The 17,430-nt window shown below is 67.3% G+C and carries 15 protein-coding genes; 12 read left to right on the forward strand and 3 right to left on the reverse strand.

The genetic code is table 11. From position 1 onward, the window contains the following. Positions 1-11 precede the first annotated feature (11 nt). Positions 12-248, forward strand: a complete 237-nt coding sequence (locus E8M83_RS18640; RefSeq protein ID WP_137174848.1) for a hypothetical protein — start codon at positions 12-14, stop codon at positions 246-248. Positions 249-459: 211 nt separating this feature from the next. Here E8M83_RS18640 and hemL read toward each other — a convergent pair whose 3' ends face one another. After that, positions 460-1,758: a glutamate-1-semialdehyde 2,1-aminomutase gene (gene hemL / locus E8M83_RS18645; RefSeq protein ID WP_137174849.1), complete on the reverse strand. Its 1,299-nt coding sequence runs from the start codon at positions 1,756-1,758 to the stop codon at positions 460-462. 46 nt (positions 1,759-1,804) lie between these two features. Further along, a complete protein-coding gene (locus E8M83_RS18650) occupies positions 1,805-2,614 on the reverse strand; it encodes a hydroxymethylpyrimidine/phosphomethylpyrimidine kinase (RefSeq protein ID WP_137174850.1) in 810 nt (269 codons plus the stop codon). A 98-nt stretch (positions 2,615-2,712) separates the two neighbouring features. Between E8M83_RS18650 and E8M83_RS18655 the strand changes: the two genes are divergently transcribed. The 6 genes from E8M83_RS18655 to E8M83_RS18680 all read left to right on the forward strand — a co-directional run bounded on the left by E8M83_RS18655 (position 2,713) and on the right by E8M83_RS18680 (position 11,916). After that, positions 2,713-2,865: a rubredoxin gene (locus E8M83_RS18655; protein ID WP_040775196.1), complete on the forward strand. Its 153-nt coding sequence runs from the start codon at positions 2,713-2,715 to the stop codon at positions 2,863-2,865. 159 nt (positions 2,866-3,024) lie between these two features. After that, on the forward strand, positions 3,025-3,420 hold the full coding sequence (locus E8M83_RS18660) for a PleD family two-component system response regulator (RefSeq protein WP_137174851.1): 396 nt from the start codon (positions 3,025-3,027) through the stop codon (positions 3,418-3,420). Positions 3,421-3,446: 26 nt separating this feature from the next. After that, the gene (locus E8M83_RS18665; RefSeq protein ID WP_137174852.1) at positions 3,447-3,833 is read left to right on the forward strand and encodes a PleD family two-component system response regulator; all 387 of its coding nucleotides are present in this window, start codon (positions 3,447-3,449) and stop codon (positions 3,831-3,833) included. Next, the gene (locus E8M83_RS18670) at positions 3,830-4,375 is read left to right on the forward strand and encodes a chemotaxis protein CheW (RefSeq protein ID WP_137174853.1); all 546 of its coding nucleotides are present in this window, start codon (positions 3,830-3,832) and stop codon (positions 4,373-4,375) included. The genes E8M83_RS18665 and E8M83_RS18670 overlap by 4 nt, the downstream gene beginning before the upstream one ends. Positions 4,376-4,412: 37 nt before the next feature. Continuing rightward, positions 4,413-6,680 carry a methyl-accepting chemotaxis protein gene (locus E8M83_RS18675; protein ID WP_137174854.1) on the forward strand — a complete coding sequence of 756 codons (2,268 nt, stop codon included), beginning with the start codon at positions 4,413-4,415 and terminating at the stop codon, positions 6,678-6,680. Positions 6,681-6,687: 7 nt separating this feature from the next. Next, positions 6,688-11,916 carry an Hpt domain-containing protein gene (locus tag E8M83_RS18680; protein WP_137174855.1) on the forward strand — a complete coding sequence of 1,743 codons (5,229 nt, stop codon included), beginning with the start codon at positions 6,688-6,690 and terminating at the stop codon, positions 11,914-11,916. Here the strand turns inward: E8M83_RS18680 and E8M83_RS18685 are convergent. After that, a complete protein-coding gene (locus tag E8M83_RS18685) occupies positions 11,891-13,348 on the reverse strand; it encodes a deoxyribodipyrimidine photo-lyase (RefSeq protein ID WP_137174856.1) in 1,458 nt (485 codons plus the stop codon). The genes E8M83_RS18680 and E8M83_RS18685 overlap by 26 nt on opposite strands. 242 nt (positions 13,349-13,590) lie before the next feature. Here E8M83_RS18685 and E8M83_RS18690 point away from each other — a divergent pair, with 242 nt between their 5' ends. Genes E8M83_RS18690 through E8M83_RS18710 form a run of 5 tightly spaced genes read left to right on the forward strand, consistent with a single transcriptional unit; the run spans position 13,591 to position 17,377 of the window. Further along, positions 13,591-14,205, forward strand: a complete 615-nt coding sequence (locus tag E8M83_RS18690) for a YqgE/AlgH family protein (RefSeq protein ID WP_137174857.1) — start codon at positions 13,591-13,593, stop codon at positions 14,203-14,205. A gap of 14 nt (positions 14,206-14,219) precedes the next feature. Beyond that, positions 14,220-14,612 (forward strand): Holliday junction resolvase RuvX, encoded by a 393-nt coding sequence (gene ruvX / locus E8M83_RS18695; protein ID WP_137174858.1) that lies wholly within the window; start codon positions 14,220-14,222, stop codon positions 14,610-14,612. After that, positions 14,612-15,142, forward strand: coding sequence for a bifunctional pyr operon transcriptional regulator/uracil phosphoribosyltransferase PyrR (pyrR, locus tag E8M83_RS18700; RefSeq protein ID WP_137174859.1), 531 nt, complete (start codon positions 14,612-14,614; stop codon positions 15,140-15,142). Before ruvX ends, pyrR begins: the two co-directional genes overlap by 1 nt. Continuing rightward, on the forward strand, positions 15,123-16,097 hold the full coding sequence (locus E8M83_RS18705; RefSeq protein ID WP_137174860.1) for an aspartate carbamoyltransferase catalytic subunit: 975 nt from the start codon (positions 15,123-15,125) through the stop codon (positions 16,095-16,097). Before pyrR ends, E8M83_RS18705 begins: the two co-directional genes overlap by 20 nt. Next, complete coding sequence (locus E8M83_RS18710; RefSeq protein WP_137174861.1) at positions 16,094-17,377, forward strand: dihydroorotase; 1,284 nt, start codon at positions 16,094-16,096, stop codon at positions 17,375-17,377. Before E8M83_RS18705 ends, E8M83_RS18710 begins: the two co-directional genes overlap by 4 nt. The last annotated feature ends 53 nt before the right edge of the window (positions 17,378-17,430 follow it).

Below are 17,430 nucleotides of genomic sequence, written 5' to 3' on the forward strand. Positions count from 1 at the left end.
AAGGATATTCGATGAGTGACAAGGGAAACACTGCGACTGCAGAATTGGCATTCGAGCTTGGCAAGGTAGCGCGCCGTGCCATTGATAGTGCGAACGGCAAGATCGACCCGGTCGCGCTGGCGAAAATGGCAAATCACTTGCTCGAAGCGGGGCATGAGAAGGTCGCCAGCGACTTGCTCATGGTGTTTGTTGCCGGCTTTGAAGAAGGCGACCCGCCTGAGCGGCGTTCTGATCCGGAAAGCCGCTAGACGGATGACGCAGGAATGAGCCGGACGGCATTGCGCCGTCCCTAGTGTCCTGAATTGGAAGTTCGTTGAATAATAAATGTGGCGAAATCGGCCCGAGACAAGGAGCAAAGCACAGCAAGGCCGGGGCCTTGCGCGCATTTGCGACGCAGTATCGGGGCGATTCTCGCCGCATTTATTCAACGAATCTTCAATTCAGGACACTAGATTCTCCTCAACCAATCCGCTTGAACACCCGCCGCGCCGCCTCGATCGTCTCGTCGATCACCGCGTCATCGTGCTGGATCGACACGAAGCCCGCCTCGAACATGGCCGGCGCAAAATACACGCCTTCGTCCAGCATGCCGTGGAAGAAGCGGTTGAAGCGCTCCTTGTCGCCCGCCATCATCTCGCTGTAGCTGCCCGGGACGTCCTTCGAGAAGTACATGCCGAACATGCCGCCGACCGAGTCGCCGCAGAAGTCGATGCCGGCCTCTTGTGCGGCGGCGGTCAGCCCCGTCACCAGCCGGTCCGCGGTTGCGGTCAGCTGTTCATAGAAACCTTCTTCCTGGATCAGCTTCAGCGTGGTCATGCCGGCCGCCACCGCCACCGGATTGCCCGACAGGGTGCCGGCCTGGTACACCGGGCCGATCGGCGCCATCTTCTGCATCAGCTCGGCACGCCCGCCGAAGGCCGCCACCGGCATGCCGCCGCCGATCACCTTGCCCAGCGCGGTCAGGTCGGGCGTGATGCCGTACATGCCCTGGGCGCCTTCGAGGCCGACGCGGAAGCCGCACATCACCTCGTCGAAGATCAGTACCGCGCCGTGCTCGGTGCACAGCTCGCGCATGCGGCCCAGGAACTCGGGCGTGGCGCGGATCAGGTTCATATTGCCGGCCACCGGCTCCACGATCACGCAGGCGATGGTGTCGCCCATCGAGGCGAAGGCGTCTTCCAGCTGCGGCACGTTGTTGTAGTCGAGCACCAGGGTGTGCTTCACGAAGTCTTCCGGCACGCCGGCCGAGGTCGGGTTACCGAAGGTCAGCAGGCCGCTGCCGGCCTTGACCAGCAGCGAATCGGCGTGGCCGTGGTAGCAGCCCTCGAACTTGACGATCTTGTCGCGGCCGGTGGCGCCGCGCGCCAGGCGCAGCGCGCTCATGGTCGCCTCGGTGCCCGACGAAACTAGGCGCACCTGCTCAATCGACGGCAGCAGGCGGCAGATTTCTTCGGCGATCTCGATCTCGCCCTCGGTCGGCGCGCCGAACGACAGGCCATTCTCGGCTGCGGCCTGCACCGCCTTCACGACTTCGGGACGGGCATGGCCCAGGATGGCCGGACCCCAGGAGCCGATGTAGTCGATATAGCGCTTGCCGTCGGCATCCCAGAAATACGGGCCCTTGGCCCGTTCGATGAAGCGCGGCGTGCCGCCCACCGAGCGGAACGCGCGCACCGGCGAGTTGACGCCGCCAGGGGTCGATTGCTGGGCGCGGGCGAACAGGGTGTCGTTGCGCGAGGTGGATTGTTCAGTGGTCATGATAGCTGCTTCGTGATTGAAAAGAACCCGTCCCGGCGCACAGCGCCTAGGGACGGAAGAATTTACTGGGAATGAACTTGCCCATGCCGAAGCGCTGCGCATGCTCGAGCGCGCCGGTGGTGTATTCCTGGGCCAGCGCCAGCGCCTGCGGCGCATCCATGCCGCGCGCCATGCAGGCGGTGAAGGCGGCCGAATAGGTGTTGCCGGCGCCCAGGAAGGGGCCGGGCAGGTGTTGCCACTCGACCCGCGCGACTTCGCCGCTGGCGTCGTACAGGCGGTTCGAGCAGGCGCCGTGTTCGTCGCGGCTGCCGGTCACCAGCACATAGTGCAGGCCGCTCGAGGTGAGTTCGGCCACGTCTTCCTCGAGCGCGCCATGGTCGCCATCGGCGCCGTCGCGCCACAGCTCGGCCATGCGGCCCAGTTCGGGCTGGGACAGGATCAGGGCGGTGGCCTGCGGCGCCAGGATCGAGCGCAGCGCCGACAGCATTTCTTCGTCGCCCATGCCGGCGTCGGGCAGGGCCGACAGGAAGGGATCGAGGATCAGCGGCGCGTCTGGATAGTCGGACACGATCTCGGCGATCGCCGCCAGGTGCAGGGCCGAACCGACGGCGCCGACCTTGAAGGCGGCGATCGGCATGTCTTCGAGCAGGGTGCGCGCCTGCTCGGCCATCCAGTCGCTGTCGAGCTCGTACATATTCTCGATGCGCGCGCTGTCCGAGACCAGCAAGCCGGCGATCGCCGACAGCCCGTGGCATCCAAGGGCGGCGAAGGCGGCGCAATCGGCCTGCACGCCGATGGCGCCGACAGGATCGCAGACGCCGAAGCTCAGGATGAGTGGGAACGTTTGGTTTTGCACGTCGGGTAGATTAAGATGCCGGATTCCGATTCCATATTTTACTAGATACAAGGACCAATACTGTGAGTACCGAATCCACCGCGCCTTTCCAGACCTGGATGTGCCTGATTTGTGGCTGGGTCTATGACGAGGCTGTCGGTGCGCCCGACGACGGCATCGCCCCCGGCACGCGCTGGGCCGACGTTCCGATGAACTGGACTTGCCCGGAATGCGGTGCGCGCAAGGACGACTTCGAGATGACGGCAATATAAATAAGACAGCACTGTTTTCAGCTTGATAATGGCATCTCGTCTATAAGAGAGATGCCGTGCAAGGGGAGATGTTAACCCGTAGTTGACTCCCTGCAACACTTTGCGCACAAGAAAGATGCGCTGTGCTATCGTGGCGCTTCAAGCCGAAGTGAAACGAAAATGACGACATCGCCGCAATCCACGGCCCTGACCATCATGGTAATCGACGACAGCAGCACGATCCGCCGCTCCGCCGAGATTTTCCTGAACCAGGCCGGTTACCAGGTGGTGTTGGCCGACGACGGCTTCGACGCCCTGGCCAAGATCAACGACCATCATCCGGCGCTGGTGTTCTGCGACATCCTGATGCCGCGCCTCGACGGTTACCAGACCTGCGCCCTGATCAAGAAGAGTGCGCGTTTTCGCGCGACGCCCGTCTTGATGCTGTCGTCCAAGGATGGCCTGTTCGACCGCGCGCGTGGCGCGATGGTCGGCGCCAGCGCCTATCTCACCAAACCGTTTACAAAAGACAGCCTGCTGGCGGCCGTGCGCGAGCACGCCACGCCGCAGGCCTGACATTTCTACCTGAGCCGGAGCCGTAAGTGGCCATCAACAAGATCCTCATCGTCGACGATTCCCCGACCGAACGACTGTACCTGACCGACATCCTGGTGAAGAACGGCTTCGCCGTCAGCACCGCCGTGAATGGCGACGAAGCCATCGAGCGCATCCGCGCCGAGCGGCCCGAACTGATCCTGATGGACGTGGTCATGCCGGGCGCCAACGGCTTCCAGGTGACGCGCGCCATCGCCCGCGATCCGGAACTGTCGGCGCTGCCGGTCATTATCTGCAGCAGCAAGAACCAGGAAACCGACCGCATCTGGGGCATGCGCCAGGGCGCGAAGGACTACCTGGTCAAGCCGGTCGATCCGGAACGCCTGCTGGCCAGCATCGCGGCCCTGGCGAGCGCCGGCGGCGTGAACGCATGAGCTCCGCGGCGGCCGACGCCGGCGAGAATGAAGAAGCCGGACGCCGCGATCCCGCGGCGCGCCGCACCCGCCTGCGCCTCTACCAGGAACAGCTGCTCGAGAAGATGCAGGCCGCCAAGACCGGCGCCGGGGCCGGCGCCGGCCAGCTCGGTCTTGCCATCGGCGCCACGCGCTACCTGGTCGACCTGCTCGAGGTCGGCGAAATCGTCGCCCCGGCGCCGCTCACCGCCGTCCCGCTGACCCAGCCCTGGTACCTGGGCCTGGCCAATGTGCGCGGCAGCCTGCTGGGCGTGATCGACCTGGCGCGCTACCTGGGCGAAGAAGCACCTCTTGAGGCCGCCGCGACGCCGCGCATGGTGGTGTTCGCGCCGCATCTCGGCTTCAACTGCGCCTTGCTGGCCTCGAGCGTCTACGGACTGCGCCAGGCGGCGGCGATGGAACGCGTGGGCGACGCCTTGCGCGACGCCGACGGCAATACATGGACGCCGCTGTCGCTGGCGGCGCTGGTGCGGGAAGAGCGCTTCCTGCAGGTCGCACGCTAGAAAACAACCACACTTACAGCAGCAACAGGGAGCAGCAATGGGATTCGCTTCGAAACTGACCACGAACTTCTTCGCGAAGGGCGACGCCGCCCCGGAGCCGGCTGCCGAATCCGCGCAGGACGCGCATCCCGATGCCGGCGGCTCGGCCACCGCGGCCGCACGCCGCCTGGGCGGATTCCGCAGCCGCGGCGCCACCGAGGCCCTGGCGGCGGAAAACGCGCAAGACCTGCGGCCGACCCTGTTCGGCGCCCAGTTCCAGCCGGGCCGGTTGAACCTGCTGCTCGGCGCCTTTGTCGGCGGCGTGCTGCTGACCTTGCTGGCGGCCTGGCAGAACTCGGCCATCGATGCGCGCCTGGCCGGCCAGAGCCAGGTGACCGGCGACGCCGTGATGCACTCGCAGCGTTTCGCCAAGGCCGCCCCGATCGCGCTGCGCGGCGACGCCGCCGCCTTCGAGCAGCTCGAAGACAGCCGCACCCAGCTGGGCCGCGAACTGGACCTGCTGGCGCGCGGCGGCCAGTCGCCGACCGGCCGCATCCCGGCCGCCACCGGCAAGCGCGCCGAAGACCTGCAAAAGGCGATCGTGCTGTGGAATGCCTCGTCCAAGGCCGCCGCCAGCATCCTGGCCAACAAGCGCAACCTGCTGGCCTTCGGCGTCAGCCTGCGCCAGTACGAAGAGGTGGGTCCGGAACTGAGCGCGATCGCCGAACGCCTGCAACGGGACGAATCGACCGACACGCGGCGCCAGGTGGCCGCGCTGAGCATGCAGTCGCTGGCCCAGCGCCTGTCGGCCGGCACCCAGACCTTCACCACGCCGGGTTCGGCCCAGAACGCGGTGACCTATATCATGGGCGACATCGCCTCGCTGCAGACAATCATCGACGGCCTGCTCGATGGTGGCGGCAAACTGGGCCTGGCCCCGCTGACCGACCTCGAACAGCGCATGCGCCTGGCGCGCATCCGCGACAGCTTCCAGGAGTACGTCAAGACCGTGACCCCACTGCTGGGCAATCTCACCAACTACGCCAGCGCGCGCGCCGCCGAGCGCGTGATCTCGCGCGACAGCGAACAGCTGCGCGTCATGCTGGCGGAGTTGCACCGCGATTATCAACGCGACCAGGCCGGCACCAGCGGCTGGTTCTGGCTGACCGTGGCCGCCGCCCTGTTCACCCTGGTGGCGGCGCTGGGCATCTCGCGCGCCATGCTGGGCGACGCCGCCGAACGCGCGCGCAGCGCCGAGGAACGCCGCCGCGAAGCGGAAGCCATGCGCCAGCTGGCCCAGGCCAAGGAAGAAGAGGCCAAGGCCACCAACGACCAGAACCAGGCCGCGATCCTGCGCCTGATGAACGAGCTGCAAGAGGTGGCCGACGGCGACCTGACCGTGCAGGCCACGGTGTCGGAAGACATCACCGGCGCGATCGCCGACTCGGTCAACTACACGGTCGAGGAATTGCGCGAGCTGGTGCTGCGCGTGATTACCACCTCGGAACAGGTGGCACGCGCCTCGAACGGCGCGCAGACGGTGTCGAGCGAACTGCTGGGCGCCGCCGAGCAACAGTCGCGCGAGATCCAGGAAGCGTCGAGCACGACCCTGCGCCTGGCCGGCCTGATCACCGACGTGTCGCGCTCGGCCCTCGAATCGGCCGACGTGGCGCGCCAGTCGGTGGCGGCGGCCGAGCAGGGCGCGACCGCGGTGCAGAACGCGATTCGCGGCATGCAGGAGATCCGCGAGCAGATCCAGGAAACCTCGAAGCGCATCAAGCGCCTGGGCGAATCGTCGCAGGAGATCGGCGAGATCACCGAGCTGATCTCGGACATTACCGAGCAGACCAACGTGCTGGCGCTGAACGCCGCGATCCAGGCCGCATCGGCCGGCGAAGCGGGCCGCGGCTTCTCGGTGGTGGCCGAAGAAGTGCAGCGCCTGGCGGAACGCTCGGGCGACGCGGCGAAGCAGATCGGCGCGCTGGTGCGCACCATCCAGACCGACACCCACGACGCGGTGGCGGCCATGGAAAAATCGACCCAGGGCGTGGTCGAGGGCGCGCGCCTGTCGGACGCCGCCGGGGCCGCGCTGTCGGACATCTCGCGCGTGTCGAACCGCCTCGGTGAGCTGATCGGCGACATGTCGAGCGCCACCGGGCGCCAGGCGACCCAGGCTACCGGCGTGGCCGACAAGATGCGGCAGATCCTGTCGGTGACCGAGCACACCCAGCAGGGCACGCGCCAGACCGCGCAATCGATTCACGAACTGGCCACCCTGGCGCAGGAGCTCAAGGATTCGGTGTCGCGCTTCCGCGTGGTATCCTGAGCGGCCCATGGCTATACCGTCCCCGACCTTGAACGCGTCACTCAGTCGCTCCAGCTTCGACACCGGCCCGCTGTCCTGGGTCATCGGCGAAATCCGCGATGCCCTGGCGCGCGCGTCCACCTCCCTGCGCGAGGCCGCCGGGCGTTCGCCCGAAGCCCAGCCGACCCTGCTGCTGCACGCCAAGACCCACCTGCACCAGGCGCACGGCGCCCTGCAGATGGTCGACGTCGAGGGCGTCGGGGTGTACACCGGCGCGGCCGAGGCTGTGCTGGACCGTTTCAAGGATGGGCAGCTGCCATGCACGCCGGATAGCGTGCAGGTGGTGCTGGACGCCTTCGGCGCCCTGGGCGAATACCTGGACGAACTCCTGGCCGGCATGCCGCAGCAGCCGGCGCGCCTGTTCCCGTATTACCGCGACATGGTCGAGCGCCAGCGCGACGTGAAGGTGCACCCGTCCGACCTGCTGTCGCTCGACCTGTCGGCGCTGCCCGGATTGCCTGCGCCGGACGGCAGCGGGCAGGCCGATATCGCGGCCTGCCGAATCCGCTTTGAAAAGGCGTTGTTACCCTACCTGAAGGCCGAGGACGACGCCGGGCGCCAGGTCCACGCGGCCGACCTGGTCGCTGCCATCGCGCCGATCGCCGCCGCCCAGGATGCACCGCGCGCGCGCCTGTTCTGGCAGGCGATGCACGCCTTTGCCAGCGTGGTGGCCGACGGCCAGGTCGAGAGCGACCTGTATATCAAGCAGCTGTTCGGCCAGGTCAACCTGCAGTTGCGGCGCCTGGCCAAGGGCGAGCAGGATGCGCCCGAGGCGATGCTGCGCGACGCGCTGTTCTTCATCGCTGCCGCGCGCGAGCCCGGTCCTGAAGCGCGCGCCTTGCGCCAGGCCCTGGGCCTGGACGGTGCGGTGCCGCCCGATTATGCCGAGCGCCGCTACGGCAAGCTCGACCCGCACGCCCTGCAAGAAGCGCGCGAAGCGCTGGCGCGCACCAAGTCGGACTGGGACCGGATCGCAGGCGTTGGCAAGCCGGACGCCCAGGTCGAGCACGATTTCAATGACGCGCTGGCACGACTGGCCGGCGCCAGCGAAAAGCTGGGCGCCCCGGCGCTGGCCCAGCTGCTGCGCGAACTGGGCCGCGCGGCCAGCGATTCGGTGCAATCGGGCCGCGACGACCAGTTCGGGCTCGAGATGGCGGCCGCCATGCTGTTCGTCGAGAACGGACTGGACCAGCTGCGCCAGCTGCCGGACGATTTCTCGGAGAACGCCGAAGCCGTCGGCGCGCGCCTGTTGGCGCTGGCCGCCGGCGAGACGCCGCCCGACGCCCCGCACTGGCAGGGCGAACTGGCGCGCCAGATCCAGCAGGGCCAGACCGTGGCCGTGCTGGCGAGCGAGGTCAAGGCGGGCCTGCGCCAGATCGAGAAGCTGCTCGACGATTACTACGACGACCCGGGCAAGCGCCAGGTGCTCGACCAGGCGGCGCCGATCCTGCACCAGCTGCAGGGCGCGTTCGCCATCCTCGACCAGGACCAGGCCGTGCTGGCCGTGGACCACGTCGAAGAGGCGGTGCGGGCGCTTTCCGCCAGCGAGGCGGACGTGACCAGCCAGCATGCGTCGCTGCACAATATCGCCCAGAATATCGGCGCGCTCGGCTTCTTCGCCGACCTGCTGGCCCAGGACAGCGAGGCCGCGCGCGGCCGCTTCACCTTCGACCTCGACAAGCGCCTGCTGCGCGAACTGCCGTTCGAGTTCGTCCAGGCCAGGGCGGAGGCGCCGGTCGACACGGCGCCGACGCCGGTGGAACCGCAAGCCGACGGCGTCGACGCCGAACTGCTCGGGATCTTCATCGCCGAGGCGCAGGAAGTGCTGGCCTTCGTGGTCGAGACCCTGCCGCGTGCGGCCGACGAGCCGGGCAACCAGGAGACCTTGACCCTGTTGCGCCGCAGCTTCCACACGCTCAAGGGCAGCAGCCGCATGGTGGACCTGGAGGCCTTCGGCGCCACCGCCGCCGCCATCGAGCGCGTGATGAATGTGTGGCTGGCCGACGGCCGCGCGGCCACCGCCGACCTGCTGGCGCTGCTGGCCCATGCGTATGCCGAACTCGATGCCTGGGTGGCAGAGCTGGCCGCGGGCCGCACGCCGGATCGCGATGGCGCGGCGCTGATCGAGGCCGCCGCAAGGGTGCAGGAGGGCGGCCCGTTCGAACCATTGGCCGACGAGCCGCTGGTGCTGGACGACATCATCGAAGCGCCGGCGCTGGACGATATTCCGCTGCTCGACGAGCCGCTGGACCTGGCGGGCGATGATGGCGTCCGGCGCGTCGGCGACCTGGCCATCCCGCAGGCGCTGCACGACGTCTACCTGGGCGAAACCGACACGCTGTGCGCCAACCTGGAGCAGGCCCTCGACGCACTGCGCCGCGGCCCCGATGGCGACGCGCTGCAGGACGCGCTGACGGCGGCGCACACGCTGGCCGGCACCTCGGCCACGGTCGGCTATACCGCGCTGCGCGACCTCGCGCACGCGCTGGAAACAACGCTCGAGAAGCTGGCGGCGCCGGGTATTCAACTGGAAGACAGCCAGTTCGAGTTGTTCGATGCGACCCTGTCGCGCATGCGCACCATGCTGCAGGTATTCACCCTGGGCGAACTGGCGCCTGGCCAGCCCGACCTGGTCGGGCAACTGGCGGCCTTGCGCGAACGCCTGGCCAGCCAGCAGGCGGCAGCCTTGTATGGCCAGGCCGATCCGGCGCTGGCCAAGCAGCTCGACGCGCTGTTCGCCGCGGCCTACGAACAGCTGCTGGCCGATCCGCCCGCGTTCGAAGCGCGCCAGGCGCCGGTGCTTGAACCGAAGAAAGCGGTGACGGACGAAGTCGACGACCTGTTCGACTCCTTCCTCGACGATGCCTTCGCTGCGCCGGAACTGGATCAGGCGGTCCCGCAGGTGCAGGATGCCGGTTTCGTCGCCGTCACGCCGGATGAAGCGGTGCTGGCCGAGGCGGCGCCCGAACCGGAATCGACTCCGGAACCCGAGCCCGAGCTGGTCGGCGCCAGCCATGCCGACGAGATCGACCCGGACCTGCTGCCGGTATTCCTGGAAGAAGGTGCCGACCTGCTGCCACGCATCGGCCACGACCTGCGCCAGTGGCGCTCGGCGCCATCCAATGCCGCGATCGCGCAAGGCATGCAGCGCGACCTGCACACGGTCAAGGGCAGCGCGCGCATGGCCGGTGCGATGCGCCTGGGCCAGCACGCGCACGAGCTGGAAACCCAGATCGAGAACATGGTCCATGCCGGCACCTCGACCTTGCCGGCCACCGCCTTCGACGAGCTGCTGGCCAACTACGACGCGGCGATGCTGCTGTTCGAGCAGTTGCAGCAGCCGGCCGCCGGCGCGCCACAGTCTGCGCCGCAAGCCGAGGCGGCTGCTGCCCCGGCCGAACCGGCCCGTTCGCCGCTGGTGCGGGTGCGCGCCGACATCCTCGACCGCGTGGTGAACCAGGCGGGCGAAGTGTCGATTACGCGCTCGCGCCTGGAAAACCAGATGGGCGCGCTCAAGGGTTCGCTGGGCGACTTCTCGGACAACGTCTCGCGCCTGCGGCGCCAGCTGCGCGAGATCGAGATGCAGGCCGAGTCGCAGATCGCTTCGCGCCTGTCGATCGCCGGCGAGCGCGAATTCGATCCGCTCGAGTTCGACCGCTTCACGCGCCTGCAGGAACTGACGCGCATGCTGGCCGAGAGCGTCGACGACGTCGCCTCGTTCCAGGAAAGCCTGGCGCGCGCGGTCGATGGCGCCAACGAGGAACTGGCAAGCCAGGCGCGCATGACGCGCGACCTGCAGCGCGACCTGATGCGGGTACGGATGGTGCCGTTCGCGAGTCTCTCGGAGCGCCTGTTCCGCGTCGCGCGCCAGACCGCGAAGGAAACCGACAAGCGCGTCAACCTCGACATCCGCGGCGGCAATGTCGAGATCGACCGCGGCGTGCTGGAACAGATGGCGGCGCCGTTCGAGCACCTGCTGAGGAATGCGATCGTGCACGGCATCGAGCCGCGCGCGGCGCGCCAGCAAGCGAACAAGTCTGAGACCGGCGAGCTGCTGGTGCAGGTCAGCCAGCACGGCAACGAAGTCGTGCTCGTGTTCGGCGACGACGGCGCCGGCCTGGACCTGGAGCGCATCCGCGCCAAGGCGCTGGCGGCCGGCCTGCTGGCCGAAGCAGACGAGGTATCCGACCAGGACGTGGCCGAGCTGATCTTCGAGCCGGGCTTCTCGACGGCCGACACGCTGACCGAACTGGCCGGCCGCGGCGTCGGCATGGACGTGGTGCGCTCCGAAGCCCAGGCGCTGGGCGGCCGGGTGGCGGTGGTGTCCGAACCAGGCCAGGGCGCGCGCTTCACGATCACCCTGCCGCTGACCCTCGCGGTCGCGCAAGTCGTGCTGGTGACGGCGGGCGGGCGCACGCATGCGGTGCCGTCGACCCTGGTCGAGCGGGTAGAGCAGGTGCGCGAGCTCGACCTGGCGGCGGCGATCGAGGCCGGCAGCATCGTGCTGGGCGGAGAAACGCTGGCGCTCCATGCCTTGCCTGGCCTGCTGGGCGAGGACGGGGACGATCGTCCCGCGGCCCAGCGCTCGACGCCGGTGCTGGTGCTGAACGGCGCCAGCCGCCGCATCGCGCTGCGCGTGGACGAGGTGCTGGGCAACCGCGAAGTGGTGGTCAAGAACATCGGCCCGCAACTGTCGCGGGTGCCGGGCATTGCCGGCGCGACGGTGCTGGGTTCGGGCGAGATCGTCCTGATCCTCGATCCGCTGGCCCTGGCGCAACAGCCCGAGGCGGCGGTGCGCGTGAAAAAGGAGGTAGTGCGCCAGGTGCGGCGGCCGACCGTGATGGTGGTCGACGATTCGCTGACCGTGCGCCGCGTGACCCAGCGCCTGCTCGAGCGCGAAGGCTATCGGGTGCAGCTGGCCAAGGACGGCGTCGAGGCGCTGGAATTGATGGGGCAGGGCGCGCCCGACCTGATGCTGGTCGATATCGAGATGCCGCGCATGGATGGCTTCGACCTGACGCGCAATGTGCGTGGTAACGAGGCAATTAGGGACATCCCGATCATCATGATCACCTCGCGCACGGCCGACAAGCACCGCAACGTGGCAATGGGGCTGGGCGTGAATGCCTATTACGGCAAGCCCTACCAGGAACCGGTGCTGCTGGCGGCGATCACGGAGCTGCTGCGGTCTTCCTGACCACCGCAAACCGCTCCAGTGTGCGCCTGCGCGCCGCGTCGTGGTCCACGACCGGCGCCGGATAATCCTTCCCCAGCACCACGCCGCGCTCGGCCAGCAGCTCGGGCTTGACCTGCCACGGTGCGTGGATCTGCTTGCCGTCGAGCTGCGCCAGTTGCGGCAGATGGCGCCGGATAAACTCCCCGCGCGCATCGAAGCGCGTCGATTGCGTCACCGGATTGAAGATCCTGAACCAGGGCTGCGCATCGCAGCCGGTCGACGCCGCCCATTGCCAGCCGCCGTTGTTCGACGCCAGCTCGTAGTCGTTCAGCTTCAGCGCAAAATAGGCTTCGCCGCGGCGCCAGTCGATGCCGAGGTCCTTGGTCAGGAAACTGGCGGTCACCATGCGCAGCCGGTTGTGCATGAAGCCCGTCGTGTTCAGCTGCACCATCGCGGCGTCGACCAGCGGATACCCGGTGCGGCCCTCGCACCAGGCCGCGAACAACGCATCTGCATCGGCGCCATCGTCCCATTGCACGGCATCGAAGGCCGGCTTGAAGGAACGCTCGGCCACGTGCGGGTTCTGCGCCAGCACCATCGCATAGAAATCGCGCCAGATGAGTTCCGACAGCCACACCGCGGCGCCATTGCCGCCGGCGCCCGACAGCATCAATTGCTGCGCCGTGCGCACCAGGTGGCGGATCGAGGTGGTGCCGAAGCGCAGGTGCGTCGACAGCCGCGAGGTGCCATCCTCGGCCGGGAAATCGCGCGCGCGGCCGTAGTCGGCGATATCCATCACGAAGGCCTCGAACAGTGCTTCCGCGCCCTCCATGCCGGCCGGCAGCGGCGGCTCGCCCGCATCGAAGCCGATGTCTTCCAGCGCCGGCAAGGCCGATGGCGACGCAGGCGGCGCGAAGGCATGCGCGTACATATCGACCGGATACGCCGCCAGCGTCTCGGGCCGCGCCGCCAGCCGCTTGAGCCAGGCATTCTTGTAGGGCGTGAATACCGAGAACGGCTGCCCCGCCAGGGTCAGCACTTCATCCTTCTCGAAGATGACCTGGTCCTTGTACGCGTGGAAGGCGCGGCCCTGCGCGGCAAGCTGCGCGGCCACGTCGGCATCGCGCACGATGGCCAGCGGTTCAACATCGGTGCACACGTGCACGGCATCGACCTCCAGCGCCTTCGCCATTGCAGGCAGCGCATCCCGGGCGCTGCCATGACGCACGATCAGGTAGCCTCCCAGACGACGCAGTTCCGCATCCAGGCTGGCCAGGCTGGCGTGTATGAAGCGTAGGCGGCGGTCGTCGCGCGGCAAGCCGGCGAGGATGTCGGTGTCATACACGAAAACGCAGTACACCTGTTGCGACGACCGCAAGGCTTGATGCAGGGCGGCATGGTCGAATGCGCGCAGATCGCGTCGGAACCAGACTAAAGACTTGCTCAAATTCATCACTGTGTGCAGGGTCAAGGCGGGAGCAGATTTTACTGTCTAGGATCGGACCGTGGTGTCCCGCAGCGTCCTCGTGGTCATGCTTCCGAGGGTCCCCGGACCAAATAGGTGTAAACTAGGGAAAAGCGTAACGTTGTGCTGCAGAACCTTGGCAGTCGATCATGTTTTAACGCAAGAGTGCGCCTTTTGAGAGTATCCGTATGAAAAAAACCAAAGTTGGCAAAACTCTACCGATGCCGGGTATGCCCCGGGAACAGGACGATACGCTCGCGAAGGCGGGCCCGGCAGCATCAGGGCTCAATCTTGCGAACCACTTCCTGATCGCCATGCCATCGATCCAGGACCCGATCTTCGGCGGCACTGTCGTCTATGTCTGCGAGCATAACGACAAGGGCGTGCTGGGCGTGGTCATCAACAAGCCGACCGACATGACGATGGAAACCCTGTTCGACCGCGTCGACCTGAAGCTGGCCGAAGGCCTGCGCGCGACCGTGGTCGACGAGCCGATCATGTTCGGCGGACCGGTGCAAGACGATCGCGGCTTCGTGCTGCATTCGCCGGGCGGGCGCTATTCGTCCTCGCTCTCGGTCACCGACGACGTCGCCTTCACGACCTCGATCGACGTGTTGGAAGCCGTCGCCAGCGGCGGCGGACCGGCGCGCATGCTGGTCTCGATCGGCTATGCCGGCTGGAGCCCCGGCCAGCTCGAAGAAGAAATCTCGCGCAACGGCTGGCTGACGGTGGGCGCCGACGCGCGCGTGCTGTTCGACCTGCCGATCGAAGAACGCTATCACGCCGCCATCAAACTGCTGGGGATCGATCCTTTCATGCTTGCCACCGAAGCCGGCCATGCGTAAAACGCTGTACGTGCATGGTTGATATCGTTCTCGGCTTCGACTTCGGCGTCAAGCGGATCGGCATCGCCATGGGCAACACCCTGACCGGGCAGGCGCAGCCGCTGCGCGTCATTGCCGCGATCGACAACGCCACCCGCTTCAAGATCATCGGCGAGCTGATTGCCGAGTGGTCGCCGGCGCGCCTGGTGGTGGGCGAGCCGCGCCATCCCGACGGCGCCGAGCACGACATGACCCTGCGCAGCCGCCGCTTCGCCAACCAGCTGCATGGCCGCTTCAACCTGCCGGTCGAGCTGGTCGACGAACGTTATTCGTCGGCCGTGATCGCATCGAAGCGTGGCGATGTCATCGACGACAAGGCGGCCGCCATTATTTTGCAACAGTATTTTGACGCATTTTCTTCCACCTGATGCCTACAACTAATCCCAATCTTGACGCCGAAGCGCTGTATCGCGAGCTGCTGGCCCAGGTCCGCGCAGGCCTCGATGGCGTGCAGGATGCCGCCATCGTCGGCATCCATTCCGGCGGCGCCTGGCTCGCCGAGCGCCTGGCGCGCGACCTGGATCTCACCGCCCGCCTGGGTTCGATCGACGTCTCGTTCTACCGCGACGACTATGCACGCAAGGGCCTGCATCCCGATGTGAAACCGACCCACATCCGCTTCGCGGTCGACGGCGCGATGGTCGTGCTGGTCGACGACGTGCTGCAGACGGGCCGCACCACGCGCGCCGCGATCAATGTGCTGTTCGACTACGGTCGTCCGGCCTGCATCAAACTGGCCGCGCTGGCCGACCGCGGCGGGCGCGAGCTGCCGGTGGCGGCCGATTTCGTCGGCATCCGCGCCTCGCTCGAGGCCAACCAGTCGCTGTGCCTGCAGCGCGACGACACAGGCCAACTCTCGCTGACCATCGAAGAAGACAATGCCGATCCTGCAAAATAATCCGCAACTGAACAAGAACGGCGAGCTGCAGCACCTGCTCACCATCGAGGGACTCAAGAAGTCGCACATCGACCACATCCTCGACACCGCATCGAGCTTCGTCGGCATCTCCGACCGCGAAGTCAAGAAGGTCCCGCTCATGCGCGGCAAGAGCGTGTTCAACCTGTTCTTCGAAAACTCGACGCGCACCCGCACCACCTTCGAGATCGCCTCCAAGCGCCTGTCGGCCGACGTGATCAACCTGAACATCCAGGCCTCGTCGACCACCAAGGGCGAGTCGCTGCTCGACACGATCGACAACCTGGCCGCGATGCACGCCGATATGTTCGTGGTACGCCACTCGCAGTCGGGCGCGCCGTACATGATCGCCCAGCACCTGAACCGCACCCGCTCGGACGTGCACGTGGTGAACGCCGGCGACGGCCGCCACGCCCACCCGACCCAGGGCCTGCTGGACATGTACACGATCCGGCACTACAAGAAAGACTTTACGAACCTGCGCGTGGCCATCGTCGGCGATATCTTGCACAGCCGCGTGGCGCGCTCCGACATCCACGCCCTGACCACGCTGGGCGTGCCCGAAGTGCGCGCCATCGGCCCGCACACGCTGCTGCCGGGCGGCCTGGATCAAATGGGCGTGCGCACCTTCACGAACATGGATGAAGGCCTGAAGGACGTCGACGTCATCATCATGCTGCGCCTGCAGAACGAGCGCATGAGCGGCGCGCTGCTGCCGTCGGCGCAAGAATACTTCAAGAGCTACGGCCTGACGCCCGAGCGCCTGGCGCTGGCAAAACCGGACGCGATCGTGATGCACCCGGGCCCGATGAACCGCGGCGTCGAGATCGATTCGGCGGTGGCGGACGGCGCCCAGGCGGTGATCCTGCCGCAGGTGACCTTCGGGATCGCGGTACGGATGGCGGTGATGAGCATTTTGGCAGGAACCCACGCATGAAACTTCATATCAAGAACGGGCGAGTGATCGACCCGGCGAACGGCGTCGACGCCGCGCAAGACCTGTTCATTGTCGACGGCAAGATCGCGGCCCTTGGCACTGCGCCGCAAGGCTTCACCGCCGACCGGGCCATCGATGCCAGCGGCCTGGTGGTCGCCCCCGGCCTGGTCGACCTGTCGGCGCGCCTGCGCGAGCCCGGCTACGAATACAAGGCCACCCTGGAGTCTGAGCTGCAAGCTGCGATGCAGGGCGGCGTGACGACGCTCGTGTGCCCGCCCGACACCGATCCGGTGCTCGACGAACCGGGCCTGGTCGAGATGCTCAAGCACCGCGCGCGCATGCTCGATCAAGCCAATGTGCATCCGCTGGGCGCGTTGACCGTGGGCCTGAAAGGCCAGGCGCTGACCGAGATGGCCGAACTGACCGAAGCCGGCTGCATTGGCTTCGCCCAGGCCGAGGAACCGGTGCTGGACACGGTCGTGCTGCTGCGCGCCATGCAGTACGCCAAGACCTTCGGTTATACCGTGTGGCTGCGTCCGCAAGACGCGCACATCGGCCGCGGCGGCGTGGCCCACAGCGGCCCCCTGGCGTCGCGCCTGGGCCTGTCGGGCGTGCCGGTGATGTCCGAGACCATCGCGCTGCACACGATCTTCGAGCTGATGCGCGCCACCGGCGCGCGCGTGCACCTTTGCCGCATCTCGTCCGGCGCCGGCCTGGAGTTGATCCGCGCCGCCAAGAAAGAGGGCCTGGACGTCAGTTGCGACGTCGGTGTGCACCACCTGCACATGACCGACGCCGACATCGGCTTCTTCGATTCCAACGCGCGCCTGACCCCGCCGCTGCGCGCCCAGCGCGACCGCGACGCGATCCGCGCGGCGGTGCTCGATGGCACCGTGGATGCGGTCTGCTCCGACCATACCCCGGTCGACGACGACGAAAAGCTGCTGCCGTTCGGCGAAGCCTCGCCCGGCGCCACCGGCCTGGAACTGCTGCTGTCATTGACGCTCAAGTGGGCCGAGGACCAGCCGGATGCGGCCAAGGCGCTGCCACTGGCGATCAGCCGCATCACCCGCGACGCGGCCCGCATCGCCGGCCTGCCGGCCGGCACCCTGGGCGTCGGCGCCGCGGCCGACGTGGTGCTGTTCGATCCGAACGCGCGCTGGAAGGTCGACGGCAAGACCCTGGCCAGCCAGGGCAAGCACACGCCTTTCCTCGGCTACGAACTGGCCGGCCAGGTCAAGGCCACCATCGTGCGCGGCCGCGTGGCCTACCAGCGCTGATCCATCCTGGACGAGGGCTACCATATGGGGCCTTCGTCCTTCATGTATCCATC

This window comes from Massilia sp. HP4, from assembly GCF_005222695.1.
GTDB lineage: Bacteria > Pseudomonadota > Gammaproteobacteria > Burkholderiales > Burkholderiaceae_D > Telluria.